At 39.6% G+C, this 16,650-nt stretch carries 19 protein-coding genes and 1 pseudogene; 17 read left to right on the top strand and 3 right to left on the bottom strand.

All coding sequences use genetic code 11. From position 1 onward, the window contains the following. Positions 1 to 9: 9 nt before the first annotated feature. Positions 10 to 741 carry a DUF554 domain-containing protein gene (locus ESZ50_RS00125; RefSeq protein ID WP_148621562.1) on the bottom strand — a complete coding sequence of 244 codons (732 nt, stop codon included), beginning with the start codon at positions 739 to 741 and terminating at the stop codon, positions 10 to 12. A gap of 127 nt (positions 742 to 868) precedes the next feature. Here ESZ50_RS00125 and ESZ50_RS00120 point away from each other — a divergent pair, with 127 nt between their 5' ends. The 8 genes from ESZ50_RS00120 (at position 869) to ESZ50_RS00085 (ending at position 7,539) form a co-directional block, all read left to right on the top strand. Continuing rightward, positions 869 to 1,750, top strand: coding sequence for a LysR family transcriptional regulator (locus ESZ50_RS00120; RefSeq protein ID WP_148621561.1), 882 nt, complete (start codon positions 869 to 871; stop codon positions 1,748 to 1,750). 77 nt (positions 1,751 to 1,827) lie between these two features. Further along, positions 1,828 to 3,303, top strand: a complete 1,476-nt coding sequence (locus ESZ50_RS00115) for a UbiD family decarboxylase (RefSeq protein ID WP_148621560.1) — start codon at positions 1,828 to 1,830, stop codon at positions 3,301 to 3,303. Between the two features lie 9 nt (positions 3,304 to 3,312). Next, the gene (locus tag ESZ50_RS00110; protein WP_148621559.1) at positions 3,313 to 3,915 is read left to right on the top strand and encodes a UbiX family flavin prenyltransferase; all 603 of its coding nucleotides are present in this window, start codon (positions 3,313 to 3,315) and stop codon (positions 3,913 to 3,915) included. Further along, positions 3,912 to 4,316, top strand: coding sequence for a prenylated flavin chaperone LpdD (gene lpdD / locus ESZ50_RS00105; protein ID WP_148621558.1), 405 nt, complete (start codon positions 3,912 to 3,914; stop codon positions 4,314 to 4,316). The genes ESZ50_RS00110 and lpdD overlap by 4 nt, the downstream gene beginning before the upstream one ends. Before the next feature lie 281 nt (positions 4,317 to 4,597). Further along, a complete protein-coding gene (locus ESZ50_RS00100; RefSeq protein ID WP_148621557.1) occupies positions 4,598 to 5,425 on the top strand; it encodes a C40 family peptidase in 828 nt (275 codons plus the stop codon). Between the two features lie 521 nt (positions 5,426 to 5,946). Continuing rightward, positions 5,947 to 6,396, top strand: a complete 450-nt coding sequence (locus tag ESZ50_RS00095) for a DUF805 domain-containing protein (protein WP_148621556.1) — start codon at positions 5,947 to 5,949, stop codon at positions 6,394 to 6,396. Positions 6,397 to 6,405: 9 nt separating this feature from the next. Next, positions 6,406 to 7,152 (top strand): DUF4352 domain-containing protein, encoded by a 747-nt coding sequence (locus ESZ50_RS00090; protein ID WP_148621555.1) that lies wholly within the window; start codon positions 6,406 to 6,408, stop codon positions 7,150 to 7,152. 18 nt (positions 7,153 to 7,170) lie between these two features. Then, positions 7,171 to 7,539 carry a hypothetical protein gene (locus ESZ50_RS00085; protein WP_148621554.1) on the top strand — a complete coding sequence of 123 codons (369 nt, stop codon included), beginning with the start codon at positions 7,171 to 7,173 and terminating at the stop codon, positions 7,537 to 7,539. 51 nt (positions 7,540 to 7,590) lie between these two features. On the opposite strand, the gene ESZ50_RS00080 is transcribed toward ESZ50_RS00085, so the two are convergent. Continuing rightward, on the bottom strand, positions 7,591 to 7,959 hold the full coding sequence (locus ESZ50_RS00080) for a winged helix-turn-helix transcriptional regulator (RefSeq protein WP_148621553.1): 369 nt from the start codon (positions 7,957 to 7,959) through the stop codon (positions 7,591 to 7,593). Between the two features lie 165 nt (positions 7,960 to 8,124). On the opposite strand from ESZ50_RS00080, the gene ESZ50_RS00075 reads away from it, so the two are divergent. From ESZ50_RS00075 to ESZ50_RS00040, 9 genes are all read left to right on the top strand, one after another. Then, the gene (locus ESZ50_RS00075) at positions 8,125 to 9,180 is read left to right on the top strand and encodes a zinc-binding alcohol dehydrogenase family protein (protein WP_148621552.1); all 1,056 of its coding nucleotides are present in this window, start codon (positions 8,125 to 8,127) and stop codon (positions 9,178 to 9,180) included. Next, on the top strand, positions 9,173 to 9,343 hold the full coding sequence (locus ESZ50_RS11535; RefSeq protein ID WP_187387484.1) for a hypothetical protein: 171 nt from the start codon (positions 9,173 to 9,175) through the stop codon (positions 9,341 to 9,343). Before ESZ50_RS00075 ends, ESZ50_RS11535 begins: the two co-directional genes overlap by 8 nt. A 200-nt stretch (positions 9,344 to 9,543) precedes the next feature. Continuing rightward, positions 9,544 to 10,164 (top strand): cysteine hydrolase family protein, encoded by a 621-nt coding sequence (locus tag ESZ50_RS00070; RefSeq protein WP_148621551.1) that lies wholly within the window; start codon positions 9,544 to 9,546, stop codon positions 10,162 to 10,164. Positions 10,165 to 10,181: 17 nt separating this feature from the next. Then, on the top strand, positions 10,182 to 11,192 hold the full coding sequence (gene gap, locus ESZ50_RS00065) for a type I glyceraldehyde-3-phosphate dehydrogenase (RefSeq protein WP_148621550.1): 1,011 nt from the start codon (positions 10,182 to 10,184) through the stop codon (positions 11,190 to 11,192). A gap of 33 nt (positions 11,193 to 11,225) precedes the next feature. Beyond that, on the top strand, positions 11,226 to 11,543 hold the full coding sequence (gene trxA / locus ESZ50_RS00060; protein WP_148621549.1) for a thioredoxin: 318 nt from the start codon (positions 11,226 to 11,228) through the stop codon (positions 11,541 to 11,543). A 287-nt stretch (positions 11,544 to 11,830) separates the two neighbouring features. Beyond that, positions 11,831 to 12,385, top strand: coding sequence for a TetR/AcrR family transcriptional regulator (locus ESZ50_RS00055; RefSeq protein WP_148621548.1), 555 nt, complete (start codon positions 11,831 to 11,833; stop codon positions 12,383 to 12,385). A 143-nt stretch (positions 12,386 to 12,528) separates the two neighbouring features. Next, positions 12,529 to 13,896, top strand: coding sequence for an FAD-dependent oxidoreductase (locus tag ESZ50_RS00050; RefSeq protein ID WP_187387483.1), 1,368 nt, complete (start codon positions 12,529 to 12,531; stop codon positions 13,894 to 13,896). 184 nt (positions 13,897 to 14,080) lie between these two features. Then, positions 14,081 to 14,836 carry a superantigen-like protein SSL4 gene (locus ESZ50_RS00045; RefSeq protein WP_148621546.1) on the top strand — a complete coding sequence of 252 codons (756 nt, stop codon included), beginning with the start codon at positions 14,081 to 14,083 and terminating at the stop codon, positions 14,834 to 14,836. Between the two features lie 185 nt (positions 14,837 to 15,021). Beyond that, a complete protein-coding gene (locus ESZ50_RS00040) occupies positions 15,022 to 15,789 on the top strand; it encodes a sulfite exporter TauE/SafE family protein (protein WP_187387482.1) in 768 nt (255 codons plus the stop codon). Between the two features lie 245 nt (positions 15,790 to 16,034). Here ESZ50_RS00040 and ESZ50_RS00035 read toward each other — a convergent pair. Next, positions 16,035 to 16,650: pseudogene (locus tag ESZ50_RS00035) on the bottom strand (IS200/IS605 family element transposase accessory protein TnpB); the annotation flags it as partial.

The raw sequence follows: 16,650 nt of genomic DNA, 5'->3' as shown, positions 1-16,650 counted from the left end.
TAAATTAGCTTAGTGAGCAATCAATGGCTGGATTACACTAACCCATAACCAAGTTAGGGGCATTGATATGATCATAGCGGGGATCATATCACCCGTTGGAAACATCTTAACCTTAATCATTCTAAATCCAGTTGCAAGCATTAGAATTCCACCAACTGCCTTAAAGTCAATGATCATGGCTGGAGTTGTAAGAGGATAAATATACTGTGCAAAGACATATAGAACCATGAAGATAATGAATTGTGGTACAGCGATTAGTGATACTACATAACCAAGATTTGCAGCAAAGATTGCTGCTGTGAAAAAGTCCAAGATTGACTTTGAAATCAAAATCGTTGGATCTCCAGTCATTCCGTTAACCAATGAACCGTAGATTCCCGTACCAGAAGCTGTAAATAACACAATAATTGTTAACAGAGTTGCATTAAAATCAGTTTCTGACATTCCTGCCTGAACATTGATGAAACGTCTGATGAAGTGTTGCATTGCTTGTCCTGCTCGATTGATCCACTCACCTAAGTGAAGAACTAAACCAATTGCTGTACCAATAATAACCGCAAAAATCACAACTGGCATGTCCTTTGTTGGGGCAATTGCGATAATGGCCATCGTCATTGATGCAGCACCAAAGATCATATTCAATTGATCCTTAAAGTCCTCAGACAAATATCGGCCACCTAGTGTACCAAAGATACCACCAAAGACAACCGAAAGTGCATTAATAATTATTCCTGTTGGCATAAATAAAACTCCCGTATCAAATTATTTCTAACCAACATTGTAACCACGCGACAAATTAGCAAACAATTCTAAAAATGGTAGAATATATTCTGGATTGGAATAATTCAAACTGAACGAGGGCAAAATCATGGAATTAAATAAATTAAACACGTTTATTGATCTGTCACATACATTGAGCTATACGGAGACGGCAGAAAATCTGTTTACGACTCAAGGTAATATTTCCAAACAAATTCTTTCCCTTGAAAAAGAATTAGGCGTCACTTTGTTTAAACGTGAGCACCGCAAAATCGATTTAACAACTGATGGCGAGCTAGTTCTAGGGTATGCGCAACAAATTACTAATCTCTCGGCTGAACTAAACAGTGCTTTGGCCCGAACCGAGCGGACCAAGAATCATCAGTTATTAATTAAAACAATTCCTTCAATTATGAACTATCGTGCTTTAAATCTAATTACTCAATTTCAAAGCGAACAGGATGAGGAGATCAATCTTAATCTTACCGAAGATGAAGCGGTAAATTTACTCGATTCTATCAAGGGCGAAACAGATATCATTTTTACGCGGATGTTTAAAGAACTTTCTCCAGAATATGCTGTCATCCCTAGTGAAGAGGATCGTTTTGTTGCGGTGTTACCACGAGGCCATGCGCTAACAAAATTCAAAAAAATCAATTTAGCTGATTTAGCGACTGAAAAATGGCTACTATTGGATGATGATACTCAACTCCTGCAGCCAATTAAAAAGTTGATTAAGCAGGTCGGGATTAATCCCCAAATTAACTATGAGGGTAAACGCCCCAACTTAATCATGGAAATGGTTAGTCGATCAAGTGGTGTCTCATTGATGATGGAGAAGGTTGCACAATCAGAAGCCAATGCCAATGTTGAACTAGTTCCAATTGCGGAAAACATCTCCTCTGTGTTGGGCTTTGTGAGAAACAAGGAACATAATACTGCCGCCTCAGATTTATTCTGGGATTATTTACAACATTCCATTCCGGAATAGATTTATGTAATAGTTGAATTGTTCTGTGCCGTGATTAATTTGATAATAACTCCAAGTACTAATTTGGAGGAAAAAAGATGACTGAACAATTTTACGACTTACGCCGGGCCTTAGATGAGCTTAAAGAGCTTCCCGGCCAATATCATGAGACTGACCTTGAAGTTGATCCAAATGCAGAACTTTCTGGAGTTTACCGTTATATCGGTGCAGGTGGAACTGTCCAACGACCAACTAATGAAGGTCCCGCAATGATGTTTAATAATGTCAAAGGATATCCTGGTAGTCGAGTGTTAATTGGACTATTAGCTAGCCGTAAGCGCGTTGGTGCTCTTTTGCATCAGGATTGGAAGACGCTTGGTCGCTTCTGGTCGCAATCTGTTGAACATCCGATTGCCCCAGTCGTTGTTACACGTGAACAAGCACCTGCGCAAGAGGTTGTTCATCTAGCAACTGATGAAGGTTTCGATATTCGAAAAATTTTGGCAGCACCAACGAACACGGAGCAGGATGCCGGTCCCTATATCACAATGGGGGTTGTCTATGGTTCAAATCCTGAGCAAACAAAACACGATGCAACCATTCACAGAATGGTGCTAGAAGACGAAGATACCATCGGGGTCTTTATCCAACCTGGTGGACGGCATATCGGTGCCTTTTTAGGCGAATTTGAAGAGTTAGATCAACCAATGCCCGTAACAATCAACATTGGTCTTGACCCAGTTATTCCACTTGGCGTAACTTTCGAAGCACCAACAACGCCATTGGGGTACGATGAGCTTGGTGTGGCCGGAGCAATGCGTGGAGAGGCAGTTCAATTAGTTGATGGAATTACGATTCCAGAAAAAGGGATTGCACGTGCGGAATGGATCATCGAAGCTGAGATTCTACCAAAGACTTATATGCAAGAAGATGTTAATACCAATACTGGCCATGCAATGCCAGAGTTCCCTGGTTATAACGGAACTGCAAACCCACATGTTAATGTGATGAAGGTAAAAGCAATCACTCATCGTCAGGACAATCCAATCGTCCAAACAACAATCGGCCCATCGGAAGAACATGTGTCAATGGCCGGCATTTCAACTGAGGCTTCCATTTTGAACATGGTCGATAAAGCAATTCCAGGAAATGTATTGAATGTTTACAATCCACCTGCAGGTGGTGGAAAATACATGACAATTATGCAAATTAAAAAGCATGTACCTTCTGATGAAGGTATCCAAAGACAAGCTGCAATCCTTGCCTTTGGAGCTTTCAAGGAATTGAAGACGGTTATTCTCGTTTCAGAAGATGTCGATATCTTTGATTGGAACGATGTTATGTGGTCAATCAACACCCGTTTCCAAGGTGATCGCGATATTATGGTCTTAGATCAAATGCGCAATCATCCTCTAGATCCATCTGAATCACCAGCATATGATCCAGGTAAGATTGCCTTTCAAGGAATGTCATCAAAAACTGTTCTGGATGGTACGATTCCATTCGCCTTAAAAGAGCACTTCGAAAGAGCCGAGTTCATGCCGGTCTCTGATTGGCAAAAGTATTTACGGTAGAAGGTCACTATGAAAAAAATTGTAATCGGTATTACCGGTGCTTCAGGTACAATTTATGCCTTGGATTTGCTCAAGGAACTGCATAATGCTAAGGATGTTGAAACACACCTTGTCATCAGTCCCTGGGCCAAGGAGAATCTTGCGGTCGAAGAGACCGGTTACTCAATGCAGGACATTGGGCACTTAGCTGACTTCATATATGATGCTCGTGATATGGGGGCTTTGATAGCCTCAGGGTCCTTTAAGCATGATGGAATGGTTGTTATACCAGCAAGCATGAAGTCGCTAGCTGCTATTGCAACAGGACTTGGTGACTCACTAATAGGTCGGGCAGCTGATGTAACCATGAAGGAACGAAGAAAGTTGATTATTGTACCTAGAGAATCACCGTTCAATCAAATTCATCTCGAAAATATGTTGAAATTGTCCAAGATGGGCGTCGAAGTAATTCCACCCATTCCAGCTTTCTATAATCGGCCAAAGACAATTCAAGATATCGTTAGCCATACTACTATGAAGATCTTAGACCACTTAGATATTTCTAATGAATTAAGCCCTCGTTGGGAAGGCCTTCGAGAAACAAAGAATTCATTGCGAGGTAATACTCAATGATCGAATTTACGGTAACAAAAGAAGGCTATTCGATTAAGGCGGTTGTCGAACGTCAAGCACAAGATCTGTTGATTCAATTAATCGGTGGTGATGTTATGCACTACGGTGTTGTGACTACCGTTGATAAATATGGGAAGTTACAAACAATTGCACTTCCATCAAGACCAGAACATTTTCATCAAGAGGGGCTCCTCACAGAATTATTAGGCCACAAAATTGCTAGCCATTTACAAAATAATGCATTTATCGTGAGTGGCGTTCATGTCAATAACATCAGCGATGCTCAAATGCATGTAGCTCCAATGATAGTTTTGGATTTGGCTGCTCAAATTACGGCTTGGTTGAAAGATAATCAAGTCGCAGCGCCGGAAGAAATTTTTGCACCTAGTAAAAATCATTAATAACATTATAAAAGCGCGCGGTCTTTGACCTCGTGCTTTTTACAATTGAAGAGCCGTGACGGATTAACCAGTTTCAGCTAGCCGATTTTAATGAGAATGCAGTTATGTAATACTGTTTCATATTTATTTTACCTAGTGCACTGTATGCATTTATGTTAATGTAAAATATAGTAGAAATTTTATTAGCCAAAACACGTTTATGCCATTAATTTAAGAACCATTAAATGCTAAACTGCTAAACTAATGAAATTAAGAAATTAACATACGCATGAGGGGGCAAAATGCGCAGTAATAAACGAAAAAAGAAGCCGGTGCGACGAATTATCACCTTCGTATTACTATGTATGATCGTGATTGGAGCTGTTTTCTTTTTTAAAGATAAGCAGACGGAGAGCATTGCTAGTAATAAAACCCAGTATTTCGAGAATCAAACATTGAAGCTTGAAACTACGGGGAGCAAGACCTATTTGACATCGACTAAAACAAAGCAAAAGTTATATGGCTTACAAGAGTTAAGTGGCAAACAGTATTACTTTAATAAGAAGACTGGCGTTATGGAATACGGCTTAAAGAAGATTGACGGTTATTACTATTATTTCACCGAAAAGGGCTATGATGATCCTGCCAAAGCTTACCAAGCAGTCAGCAAAGATCTCACTTCAGATTCACAAGTGATCGAAGATGCCATCTCGATTGGGATGAAACTTGTCGATAAGAGTCCATACGTCTACGGTGGTGGACGCACGGATAGTGAAGTCGAGAAACATCAGTTTGATTGTTCTTCTTTCGTCGCCTGGGCCTATCGTAAGGCCGGTCAACCGCTTGTTTATCAATATGCTGCATCAACTACCTTGCTGGCTCAGGTTGGCGATGCCGTTACTTGGGATAATATGCAACGTGGCGATCTCTTAGTCACACCTGATGGTTACAGCGAGGATCGACAACACGTTGCAATCTACTTAGGGGATGGCTTTATTTTACATGATGCAAGCTCAACTAATGGAGTTGCCATAAGCAGATTAAATCAGGTCATTAACAAAAAGACCTCAAAAACATTGACGTGGCAGGGCCTTTTTGAACCAGGCACGGTTCGAAGAGTTGTCTCTTAAAGTAAACACTACCTATTCATTTAAAATGAGTCAAAGACCAAAGGAACTTATCTTTTTGGTCTTTTATTTTTGATAAATTATGCGAAAAACGCCCGTATTCTTGTCTACACTTAGTAACAGCTCTTGATATAAAAATAGCCACAGGAAGGACAACATTCTTTGTGGTTATTTATAAATCCCTGAAAAACAAGCCCTTACTTTAATCAGACATCTATCATTTTCAAACATTCTTCACAAGGCAACACTATGACAAATGCCAAATGATTATAATATAGTGACTATGAGCCAGCTAAGATAATGCCATTGCATTGCAAAAATAAGAAATCCGTATACATGGAAAATCATTGCAATTTGTGAAACCATGTGATATCTTAATCAAGGCATAAAATACAGATTGCTTGCAAAACTGATGTTTAACTGAAGCGTCTAATAATCATTCTGCCTGGGTTGAAAATAAATTGGGTATATTTTCAACTTGTTATGCTTAAAGAGGATGAACGAGAAAAGGGGTATGGGTATATATGTTTGAATATTATGCAGATTTTTGGAAAAATTACGTGAACTTCACGGGGACGGCTTCCCGTAGTCAATATTGGTATGCGTATTTATGGAATGCAATTATCATTGCATTGTTAGTCGCCGCAATGCTTGGTGGTGCGCTTGTTACTGGTTCATTTTCAGAATCATCAGCACCAATTCCTAGCATCATTGCCATTGTGATTCTTGGCTTATTTCTTATCGCACTTATAATTCCCAATCTCTCAATTACAATCCGGCGACTACGTGATGGTGGTTTCCATTGGGCTTTTATTTTCCTTGGTTTAATTCCATATGTCGGTATCTTTGGTAGCTTCGTTATCTTCATATTCACACTTATGCCAACAAAAGTTGTCGTACGTCAAACCGAGGTTATCAAGGTTTATGAAGTCCAACAAGCTAATTCAGATGATGAAAATCTTGACGGCAAATAGGAGTTTTTTATGAGAAAAGAGAAATACATTTGGCTACCAATTACTGCGATGGGCGTCATCTTCGTTGGAATGATTCTGAGTTTTTTTGACTTTACAGAGCTTCAAGGATTCATTTTAGTTGGTTCCGGACTGATCATGGCCGTGATTGGCTTAATCTTAAATTTCAAGGCAAAACATATTTTGTCGCTCGTAACTATCTTTATTTCGATCCTTGCATTGAATGTCTCGCTTATTGGACAGGTGTTTAAATCGTTTGACGATACAATTCAAACTATGAATTCTGACAGTAGCAGTTCGGTCGATTCGAGTGATGATAGCAGTTATCTTGATTCAACAAGTAGTACAGACACATTAACAGTCGCCGATCTCACGCAATATACGCAAGACGATACTGTTTCGGTTGGTAATGAGACCATTAAAGTTAATTCTGTAAAAAATACAGACAAAGATTATATTGCAATTAATGTAACAATCACCAATACGTCGAGTGGGCCAATTTCGTATTCAGATGACAATTTTGAAGTTGCCAATGGAAACTCCGATAGTGTCATGGGTGGCATATATTCTAGTCTAGCTGCCGACAATCTGGGTTCTAATAAATTTTCCTATCTCTCAGATGGAAGTATCAAACCTGGCGAGTCAGTAACTGGTGATTTGCTTTACGATAATTCTTACACATATTCTGAAGGCGACGGCTCGAATTATCTAGTCGTTAACGTCGGTGGCACTCGACTTGCCGCAATTAAATTAAATTAAATTAGAGGAAATATTATAATGAATTTGAAATATTCAAAATTAGTTTTTAGCTTGAACATTATCCAAGCATTCGTATACATCGTCGGATTTGTTGCAAGTGTAATCTACAACACCATTGATCAAATCTCATGGTTAAACATTTACCATCTATCTTCCTTCACCGGAACGATGTATTGGTCAGTTGTTAGTATGCTCAGCATTATTGGGTTTGTTTTCAGTTTATATATTCTGATTACGACAAAACTAGAATTCGACAAGAAATTAGGTTTTATTCTAAGCATTGTTGGATTCCTATCGCCAATCATTTTCAGTTTCTTCCTGATTATCCCAGGAACGATTTTGATTTTGGCAGCCATCTTTACTAAGCAGTCATATTCTAAAAAATAAATTATGTTAATAGAAAAGGCACTTCTTCGATTTGAAGAAGTGCCTTTTCTATTAATAACTTTCTAGATCGGCAACCGGATACTTGCCTTGGTTCTCTTCATTAAAGTTTCGACCCATTTGATATAAGGCAATAATTGCCGGTTTTGCTTGTAATCCAAATTCGGTGATTTGATAACGTGAAACGTTCTCTTCAAGCGAATTGGTAACTTTTTGAATCAAACGATCGTCTTCCATGCCACGAAGTTGCAATGACAAAGTTCGTCGCTCGATCCCTGGAAAAAGGCGTTGCAATTCGCTATAGCGTAAATCTCCATCATAAATTAGATGATATAAAATTACACTTTTCCATCTGCCTGCAATCAATTGCACTGCAGATTCAACCTCACAACCCGCAACACAATCATAAATTTGTTTTTTCATACTCCATTTGCTCCTTAAACCAATCCCATAATTAAATTTTACTATATTTTCCGTTAAAGGGCTTAGGGAAATAAATATCCCTAGATTTCGAATTAAAACAGGGTAAAATCATATTCATAAACAGTTACTAATAATAAGCATATATAATTTTATAGGAGTCTAAGTATGAAAGCAATTGGTTTTTATCAAGGGTTAGCTGTTGAAGACGATAATAGTTTTGTGGATTTTGAGAAGCCGATCCCGGAAGTAGCAGGACATGATGTACTCGTGAAGGTAACAGGGCTATCTATAAATCCCGTTGACATAAAGATTCGTGAAGGTGTTACCGAGCGACTCGATCAGCCTAAAGTCATCGGTTATGACGCCGTTGGTATTGTTGAAGCGATCGGCGATCAAGTCCAAAAATTTAAAACCGGCGATCGAATTTACTATGCCGGTTCAACCAAACGCGATGGAAGTCACCAAGAATACCAATTAGTTGATGAACGCATTGCGGCAATTGCACCAAAAACGCTATCGGATGCTGAGGCGGCGGCTTTGCCCCTAACTGCGCTCGTCTCATATGAACTATTGTTTGAGAAATTTAATGTTATTCCGGCAGCGGGCGTCAATCAAAATAAATCTATTTTAGTCATTAATGGTGCCGGCGGTGTTGGATCAATCTTTAATCAATTGGCGAAATGGGCCGGTTTAACTGTTCTTGCAACGGGTTCTAAGGCTGATTTCGATTGGCTGAAAAAGATTGGAGTTGATTTTCCAATTGACTATCACCAAGATCTCTCAACAAGTTTGGCAACAATTGATCAGCAAAAGGTTGACTATATCGCCGTACTATTTGATATCACTTATTACTTCGACCAATTGATTGACATCATCAAGCCACTGGGACACATTGGTACGATTGTCGGGGTAAATAAACCCATCGATATGGAAAAATTAAAAAACTTGTCTGTGTCGTTTGATTGGGACTATATGTTCACAAAAACAGACCATAATATAGAACTCGCTTCACAGGGCGAAGCATTGAAGGTCGTTGCAAATCTGATTGATAGTGGTAAATTACAATCAACCGTAGCAGAAGTAATTGATGATGGTATTAACGCCCGAAACATAAAACAAGCCACTCAACTTGTTGAGACTGGTAAGGCAAAAGGAAAAGTAGTTGTTACTGGCAAATTCAATGGTCTGCCAGATGCAAAACGAGGTGATGAGAATGACTAAAAGAAAGCATGTTGATGTAATTATGATGGGGAGTTTCTTTACTAAAGACAAAGTCGTATTGGGGAATGTGACCAGGTCAGAAGCCGAGTCATACATCAAAACGCGCACTTCTGGCATATTATTAGGGGATGGGTTTACATTCAAGATTGAGGCCCATAAATAGCGATATTACAGGCGAAGCTTTTTGCTTCGCCTTTTTGATAGCATTGTGCTTCTACAATTAAATACTTGATTTCAAATTTTATCCAAAATAGGACAAGCGTCCTGAAAGCCCCTTTGAAATATTTACATAAATATCTTTTCGTTATAAGTTTAGGTCAGCATCACATCCAGATGCCGAATTTTATCGGAGGGGAGTGCTACATGGATAATCAAAGAACTGCGATCGTATTAACCGATCCACAGGTTGAATTTCTAAAACCAACTGGGCGTGTTTTCGGTCTGACCGAGGACATATTGTCAAAGTATCATACCATTGAAAATATGATTGATCTTGTTAAGGCGGCCAAAAAACAAAGGTATAAAATTTTTGTTTCACCGCATTATTTCTATAATCATGATTCAAATTGGCGCTTTGGTGCAAAGGGTGAAATGCTTATGTTGGACGGTGGAATGTTCCATAGAAACGACCAATATGAGCCGATTGTTCCAGGTTCTGGTTCAGATTTCATCGAGGAGTTTAAAGCCTTGATTGACGATGATGTCATCATCACAAGTCCTCACAAAATCTTCGGGCCAGAATCAAATGATTTGTCATTGCAATTACGAAAAAATGGCATTGACACTGTAATCTTAGGTGGAATGAACGCAAATCTCTGTGTCGAATCCCATTTACGCGCACTGATTGAACAAGGATTCCATACGTATGTCGTTGCTGACTCCACTGGAGCACCAGGACAAGCAGCGTATGACGCCGCACTCACAAACTTTGGCTTTTTATCCGAAGAAGTGTACACAACCAAACAGATTATCGAAGAATTGTAAATAGTTGGAGGAATATAATGACAGTTAAAGTTGGAATTAACGGTTTTGGCCGTATTGGCCGAGTTTTATTCAGAAGGATCATGGAATTACAAGACTCTGCCGAGGAAATAGAGGTCGTTGCTATCAACGATCTAACAAATCCAGCAATGTTGGCTTATTTACTAAAATATGACAGTACGCACGGAACCTTGCCAAACGAGATCAGTTCGGACGACGATGGCATCATTGTTGATGGCAAGCACTACAATGTCTATTCTGAAAAGAACGCAGCTGATTTGAAATGGGCAGATAACGACGATGTTGAAGTTGTCCTCGAATCGACAGGCTTCTACACATCAGAAGCGAAGGCCAAGGCGCATTTGGATGCCGGCGTAAAAAAGGTTCTAATCTCTGCACCAGCAGGCGTCATTCCGACAATTGTTTATGGTGTTAATGAAGATACCCTCAAGCCCGATGATCAAATCGTCTCGGCAGGATCTTGCACCACTAATTCCTTAGCAAAGATGACTGATATCCTTGAAAAGGAATTTGGTATCGAAATTGGTCTGATGACCACGATTCATGCATTCACTGCATCACAGGCAATCCTTGACGGGCCAAAGGGATCTCGTGCACGTGCTAACCGAACAGCATCTAGTAACACTGTTCCATTGTCAACCGGCGCTGCTAAAGCAATCGGGCTTGTGATTCCATCAGTTGAAGGAAAGTTAGATGGACACGCCCAACGGGTAGGTGTTGTTGCTGGATCGGTTACTGAATTAACGACCACGTTGAAGAAAAAGGTAACTGCAGAAGAAATCAACAGTACGATGAAGAAATATTCGGATGACGCGTTTGGCTACAGCGAAGATGAAATTGTTTCATCTGACATCATCGGTGACTCGCATGGTGGCGTCTTTGATCCAAGTCTTACCAAGGTCATCACAGCCGGCGAGCATCAGCTGGTTCAGACCGCCGCCTGGTATGACAACGAGCATGGCTTTGCATCAAATATGATCAGAACCTTGCTATATATGGCTAAATTATAATAAATGAATTATTTCATCAAGGAGGAGAATCAAATGGCAGTAGAAGATATCACGGATACAAACTTCAAAGAGAAGACGGATACTGGTGTAACATTAACAGATCTATGGGCAGTTTGGTGCGGTCCTTGTAAAATGCAATCGCCCGTTGTTGAAGAGGTCTCAAACCGCCTTCCAAATGTTAGCTTCAACAAATTAAATGTTGATGAAAATCCAAAAACTACTTCAGAACTGGGGATCATGGCAATTCCCACTTTGATCGTGAAAAAGGATGGCGAAATTGTTGAGCGAATCACTGGCTATACCCCAGCGGATGCACTAGAAGCCATCATCAAGAAACATACCGATAACTAATCGGTACATTTTAAACAAGGCTAGTTAATATCATTTCGTGGGCCATCAGGAATAGCTTTCATTATGGATGATACCAGCGAAAATAAGAATGCCCAATGGTAAGGCATTCTTATTTTTTGGTCTTGGTTGAAATGATGGTTTGTTTTACCAATTAGGTAAGCGGTTAACCAAATGCCAAATTTAATATCGCAAGAGATTAAATTTGGCAAGACATATTAGATGGTATAACATGAACAAATAGTTAGTCGATTTTAATAACTACTCATCGACGAAAAGGAGGGGGCGTAATGGAAACATATAATGAGGCCAAGACGCTTATTTTACGAACAACAATTAATCTAATCTTCGAAAAAGGGATTTCGGCGCTGTCAATTAGACATATTGCCGATGCCGCAAATATTTCTAAAAGTAACATATATTATTACTTTGATAGTAAGGACGACATTCTAAATACCTTCATTGAAGATAAAACCGCAGAATATAACGAATTAAAAAAGGAACTTGAGAATACAGTCGCTAATCGAGACCGTATCTATAAAATTATTGAATTTCTGCTTGAGGGACAACAACATAATAACTGCGGATGCGAGCTTTATGTTTTGTTGCTGATGCTACAAGACCGAATTGTCACTGGGGAAGCAACCAGAAACAAAATTAACGAATTACTCGATGATATTTCTGAGGATTTATCAACCGCCTTTGAATCAGAATGCGATCAAAGAAACATTGACCGTTACGAAAGCGTGTTTGATATGGTTGTGGGAAAGATTATCATGGCAAACGTGAATGGTTATTACGTTCGCTTGAATAAACTATTCGATGACGTTCTGCAATTAATTTGATTATCAGCCTAGAATCATCAATTATTGTACGCAAATCTAAGGTTCTCTTAAGAGTTACTTAATCAAGTCGTAAGGACCATCCGAATATAATCAAATCAGTAGTTCAATCCAATCATGGACATTTTAGTTCAGGGGGTATTATTTTGGAAAAATATGATAATATTTTTATCGGCTTCGGGCAAGGACCAAAAGTTCTCGCAAATACGTTTACAAGCCATGGAGAAACAGTTCTAAGTATCGAAGCGGAGAGTTCTAGATATGGTGGGACATGCTTTACTGAAGGGTGCATCCCCTCAAAAAAGCTCCTCTTCATGTCAAAGAAAACACCAGGACAATCACCTCGAGAAAACTATCGTAATGCGATCACTGAAAAAGAGTGGACAGTTGAAACACTTAGAAATGTTGGGTATCACATGATTGCCGATGGGGGAGCTAAGGTAATCAACGGCGTTGGCTCGTTTATAGGCAATCATCAAGTTCGCGTCACATCTCCCAATGGTGAGTCCAAAGACTACGAGGGCACCCGAATTATTATTAACACTGGCTCTAAGCCAATCATGCCTAATATCGACGGACTTGCTTCCAATAAACGAGTTTTTGATAGCGCCGGAATTATGAATCTGAAGGAACTACCCGATAAGCTGGTAATCATTGGAGCAGGAGCAATTGGTCTAGAATTTGCAACGATCTATAATAACTTCGGCTCAAAGGTTACTCTAATCGAAAACGCACAAAACTTTATGCCCGCGGCAACCAGAGCAGTCGCAGATCATGTTAGAGCTAATTTGGAAGCCAGTGGCATCAGGATTCTAACCGATGCCAAAGTCACTGATGTTAAGGATACCGATCGTGGAGCAGATATTTCAATTAACATGCAAAGCGGCCAAGTTCTGAATGTGACCTCGGACGCCGTTCTAGTTGCAACAGGTCGAAAACCTGATATTGATCGTCTAAATTTGAACAATACTGACATCAAGCTAACTGACGGACGAATCGATTTTAATGACCATCTCGAAACGTCAGTTCCAAATGTGTTTGTTGAAGGCGATGTAAAGGGCGGACCACAGTTTACCTCTATTTCACTATCTGATAATCGAATTATCACCGATTATATTTACGGCGATGCCAAGATCGGCGTCGAAAGTGAACAAAGCGTCTTCCCCACAACCGTTTTTCTAAATACACCACTCTCCAGAATTGGGATGACCTCAGATGAAGCACTCCATTCTGGAAAACATGTCGGAATTGGCCATTTAGATGCTGGTGATACTTTACGCTCCAGAATTACGGGGGACGAGACTGGCTTCATGGAGGTACTCGTCGACCTTGATTCAAAGCTAGTTATCGGTGCAACCTTGTACATTGATAACGCTGAAGAAGTCATTAACTTAATCGAATTGGTGATGCGCGAGGGATTACCATATACATCGCTAATGAACATGACGTATACACATCCCGTCTCAAGTGAAATGTTATTCTTCTTATTGAATGACCTTAAGGAACTAAAATAAATTCTCGATCAAGGACTCGCGAACATTTTGTTTCGCTAGTTCTTTTTTTATGGATTATGGTCATTAAACTATTTTATAGTTGGTGTCTAGGCACTGCAAACGCAAAAGAAAGGACCATATGCTAAACAGAAATATATCGTGCATTGGTACCATTGCTCTTATTTTAATCTCAGGGTTACTATTGATGACCGACAAACTCTATGCAGACACGAGCAATTCAACAACAGTTATGCAAAACGAAGAATTATATCCTTCGAGTCTAGAATTCAAGGAATATTTAGGCTCGAACATTAATTCCGGAGTGATAACCTTATCGAGTGATGAACCGGTTCAGCTCAATTATGTTATTAAATATTATGGCCGTGGCGACATCACTAAACTTGACTTGGCATGGAATCAACTCCCCGGAATCACGGTATCATCAGTAAATAATCAAGATGGGACTGGTTCGATTACCTTGACGACCGATCAAGCAATTACACCCGGATACATGGGTATATCATTTATGGTCCGTGGAGCGGCAACAACTTATTCCCAGCGGATAACGTTGAATGTTATTTCAGCACCGGTGATTCCGGATTCTAACAATCAGCCGGAAACAGATCAACCAACCCCAAGCGAACCAGCCGAGCCTGTAAAGCCGGTAGATCGTCAGGTTCCATTAAAGCCAAGTCTTGAAAGCAAGCCTCCAGTTACCTCGGCAAGGCACGCCATGACCACACCCGCCAGTAAGTTAACCACCGCTCTGCCTGAAAATATCCTACCGAGACATTCCGACATGCAAGTGAGCAACTTTAAACCAAGTACTAAGTCAAGACACAAGTTACTTCCTAAAACGAGTCACAGGGAGCAGCGGTCTATCTGGACAATTCTTGGCATGGTGCTTAGCTTAGGGTCACTTACTTACATGATAATCAATTTGGTATATCGAAGGCCGTAATGAACATTCCGTATTAGCTGAATATTTTTTTGTGTGTTTGTAAAAGTCTTGTCACAATCGAAAATCTCATGCCAGCACATGCATTCACTACTTTCATCGCGAAAGCATTTATATTAAAATGATTTTTAGGCTTATTTCAATTTTATATAAAAATAAACTCAAATCCAAAGTTAGGAGAAAAAATATTGATAGTTATTGGAGGACTGTTCATTGCCGGCATTGTTGCAGGGATTTTGGGAACTGTGACGGGGATGGCCTCATTAGTTTCATATCCAATTCTTTTAGCAACCGGCTTATCACCAATTGTTGCCAATGTTACGAATACGGCCGCTTTAATCTTTTCTGGCTTAGGTGCCACCGTCTCCTCACGGCAAGAATTAAAATATAATAAGCGTGATCTACTCTGGATATTACCGACTGCCGCAGTTGGTAGCATCATCGGTTGTATCCTTTTGCTAGCATTTCCCAGTGGAATCTTTGAAAAGATCGCGCCATTTATGATTGGAATTGTCGCAATTTTCTTTATTGTACAACCTCATTTAAAGGCACAAGCCGTTGTAGGGAGTCTTGACAACAATCCATCAGTGAAAAAAAGCTTTTGGAGCTTACTAGCAATTTTGGTTATTGGTGCGTATGGTGGATACTTTGGGGCTGCAAGCGGTATTTTCATGTTGTTAGTCTTTTCCGCAACACAAGGAATTCGTTTGACAACCGCCAACGCCCTCAAGAACGTTACGATGGGGTTAACCAATTTGATTGCTACCGGAATATTCATCTTCTTTGGCCATATTGATTGGCGCGCAGCAATCTTTATGGGAGCTGGCTTTATCATCGGAGGGTATGTTGGACCGATTATCGCACGACGCTTACCAGAGAAGATCTTACGATGGATCATTATTATTGGTGCACTTTTGCTGGCAGCTGATATGTTTTATAGCGCCTACCTCAAATAAGCGACAAAAGAACCTAAGAATTGAACTCTCCCATGACTAAAGTCACGGGATTCGGCGATTCTAATTACTAAACAGTAATTCTAATTCACCAAAACGTTTAGACAATGCACTACTTGCGTAGTGGTTTCCAAAAATGGAACTCAATTAACCAAATCGCAGTCATTTTGCATGCTCAGACTGATACGCAAATGGTTAATTCTTATAGTCTTTAAGGACGACAAGGTTCTGTCACGCCCATATTATTACTAATTTACTGATACTAGACTACTTGGCTTTAGGTTCGGGTAGTCTTTTAATTTAATGTGTTTTTCAGGGTTCACACCCCAAGCTAAGATGTTTTTAGCGGCGTTTAGATCACGAATTACAATTGAATTATCGCCAGTAAGTGATTTCCAACCACGAACTATTTCACCATTTGATAATTCAATTTTTTCATCTAATTTGTGTTTTTGTTCAAATTCAGTACCATATTCAACTTGAGATGTTTTGTACGCATCAACTTTAACTAGAGTTTTACCAGTTTTATTTGCTAATGATGTTATGAAAGACTGCAATGCATACGGTTTTACTTTAGCTAATTTACGATTAGCAGCTTTGTTAGTTCTTTTGACAGACCGCATGTCTTTAGAATCAAGATTTTCTAACACAACTACGTTGTTATTATCTAAAAGTTGATGCGCAAGTTGTTTATATTCTTCATCTAGAATATTATTTCGCTTAATGTTTAAGAACCTAATTTGGTTATTCATCGTACTAATACGTTTTGAATTGCCATTCAACCAAGTTGTCTTGTCACGTAATGATTTTAATTGATTAATTGCATCTTCAAGGCAGTCGGTCTGGTTAAAAACAATTACATTA

The organism is Weissella muntiaci, from assembly GCF_008107635.1.
Classification (GTDB): domain Bacteria; phylum Bacillota; class Bacilli; order Lactobacillales; family Lactobacillaceae; genus Weissella; species Weissella muntiaci.
This window is presented reverse-complemented; position numbering and strand designations above follow the sequence as displayed.

Excerpts from the sequence above, each read along its gene's own strand:
- ESZ50_RS00125 (WP_148621562.1), bottom strand. The coding sequence starts at position 741 with ATGCCAACAGGAATAATTATTAATGCACTTTCGGTTGTCTTTGGTGGT.
- ESZ50_RS00120 (WP_148621561.1), top strand. The coding sequence starts at position 869 with ATGGAATTAAATAAATTAAACACGTTTATTGATCTGTCACATACATTG.
- ESZ50_RS00115 (WP_148621560.1), top strand. The coding sequence starts at position 1,828 with ATGACTGAACAATTTTACGACTTACGCCGGGCCTTAGATGAGCTTAAA.
- ESZ50_RS00110 (WP_148621559.1), top strand. The coding sequence starts at position 3,313 with ATGAAAAAAATTGTAATCGGTATTACCGGTGCTTCAGGTACAATTTAT.
- lpdD (WP_148621558.1), top strand. The coding sequence starts at position 3,912 with ATGATCGAATTTACGGTAACAAAAGAAGGCTATTCGATTAAGGCGGTT.
- ESZ50_RS00100 (WP_148621557.1), top strand. The coding sequence starts at position 4,598 with ATGCGCAGTAATAAACGAAAAAAGAAGCCGGTGCGACGAATTATCACC.
- ESZ50_RS00095 (WP_148621556.1), top strand. The coding sequence starts at position 5,947 with ATGTTTGAATATTATGCAGATTTTTGGAAAAATTACGTGAACTTCACG.
- ESZ50_RS00090 (WP_148621555.1), top strand. The coding sequence starts at position 6,406 with ATGAGAAAAGAGAAATACATTTGGCTACCAATTACTGCGATGGGCGTC.
- ESZ50_RS00085 (WP_148621554.1), top strand. The coding sequence starts at position 7,171 with ATGAATTTGAAATATTCAAAATTAGTTTTTAGCTTGAACATTATCCAA.
- ESZ50_RS00080 (WP_148621553.1), bottom strand. The coding sequence starts at position 7,959 with ATGAAAAAACAAATTTATGATTGTGTTGCGGGTTGTGAGGTTGAATCT.
- ESZ50_RS00075 (WP_148621552.1), top strand. The coding sequence starts at position 8,125 with ATGAAAGCAATTGGTTTTTATCAAGGGTTAGCTGTTGAAGACGATAAT.
- ESZ50_RS11535 (WP_187387484.1), top strand. The coding sequence starts at position 9,173 with ATGACTAAAAGAAAGCATGTTGATGTAATTATGATGGGGAGTTTCTTT.
- ESZ50_RS00070 (WP_148621551.1), top strand. The coding sequence starts at position 9,544 with ATGGATAATCAAAGAACTGCGATCGTATTAACCGATCCACAGGTTGAA.
- gap (WP_148621550.1), top strand. The coding sequence starts at position 10,182 with ATGACAGTTAAAGTTGGAATTAACGGTTTTGGCCGTATTGGCCGAGTT.
- trxA (WP_148621549.1), top strand. The coding sequence starts at position 11,226 with ATGGCAGTAGAAGATATCACGGATACAAACTTCAAAGAGAAGACGGAT.
- ESZ50_RS00055 (WP_148621548.1), top strand. The coding sequence starts at position 11,831 with ATGGAAACATATAATGAGGCCAAGACGCTTATTTTACGAACAACAATT.
- ESZ50_RS00045 (WP_148621546.1), top strand. The coding sequence starts at position 14,081 with ATGACCGACAAACTCTATGCAGACACGAGCAATTCAACAACAGTTATG.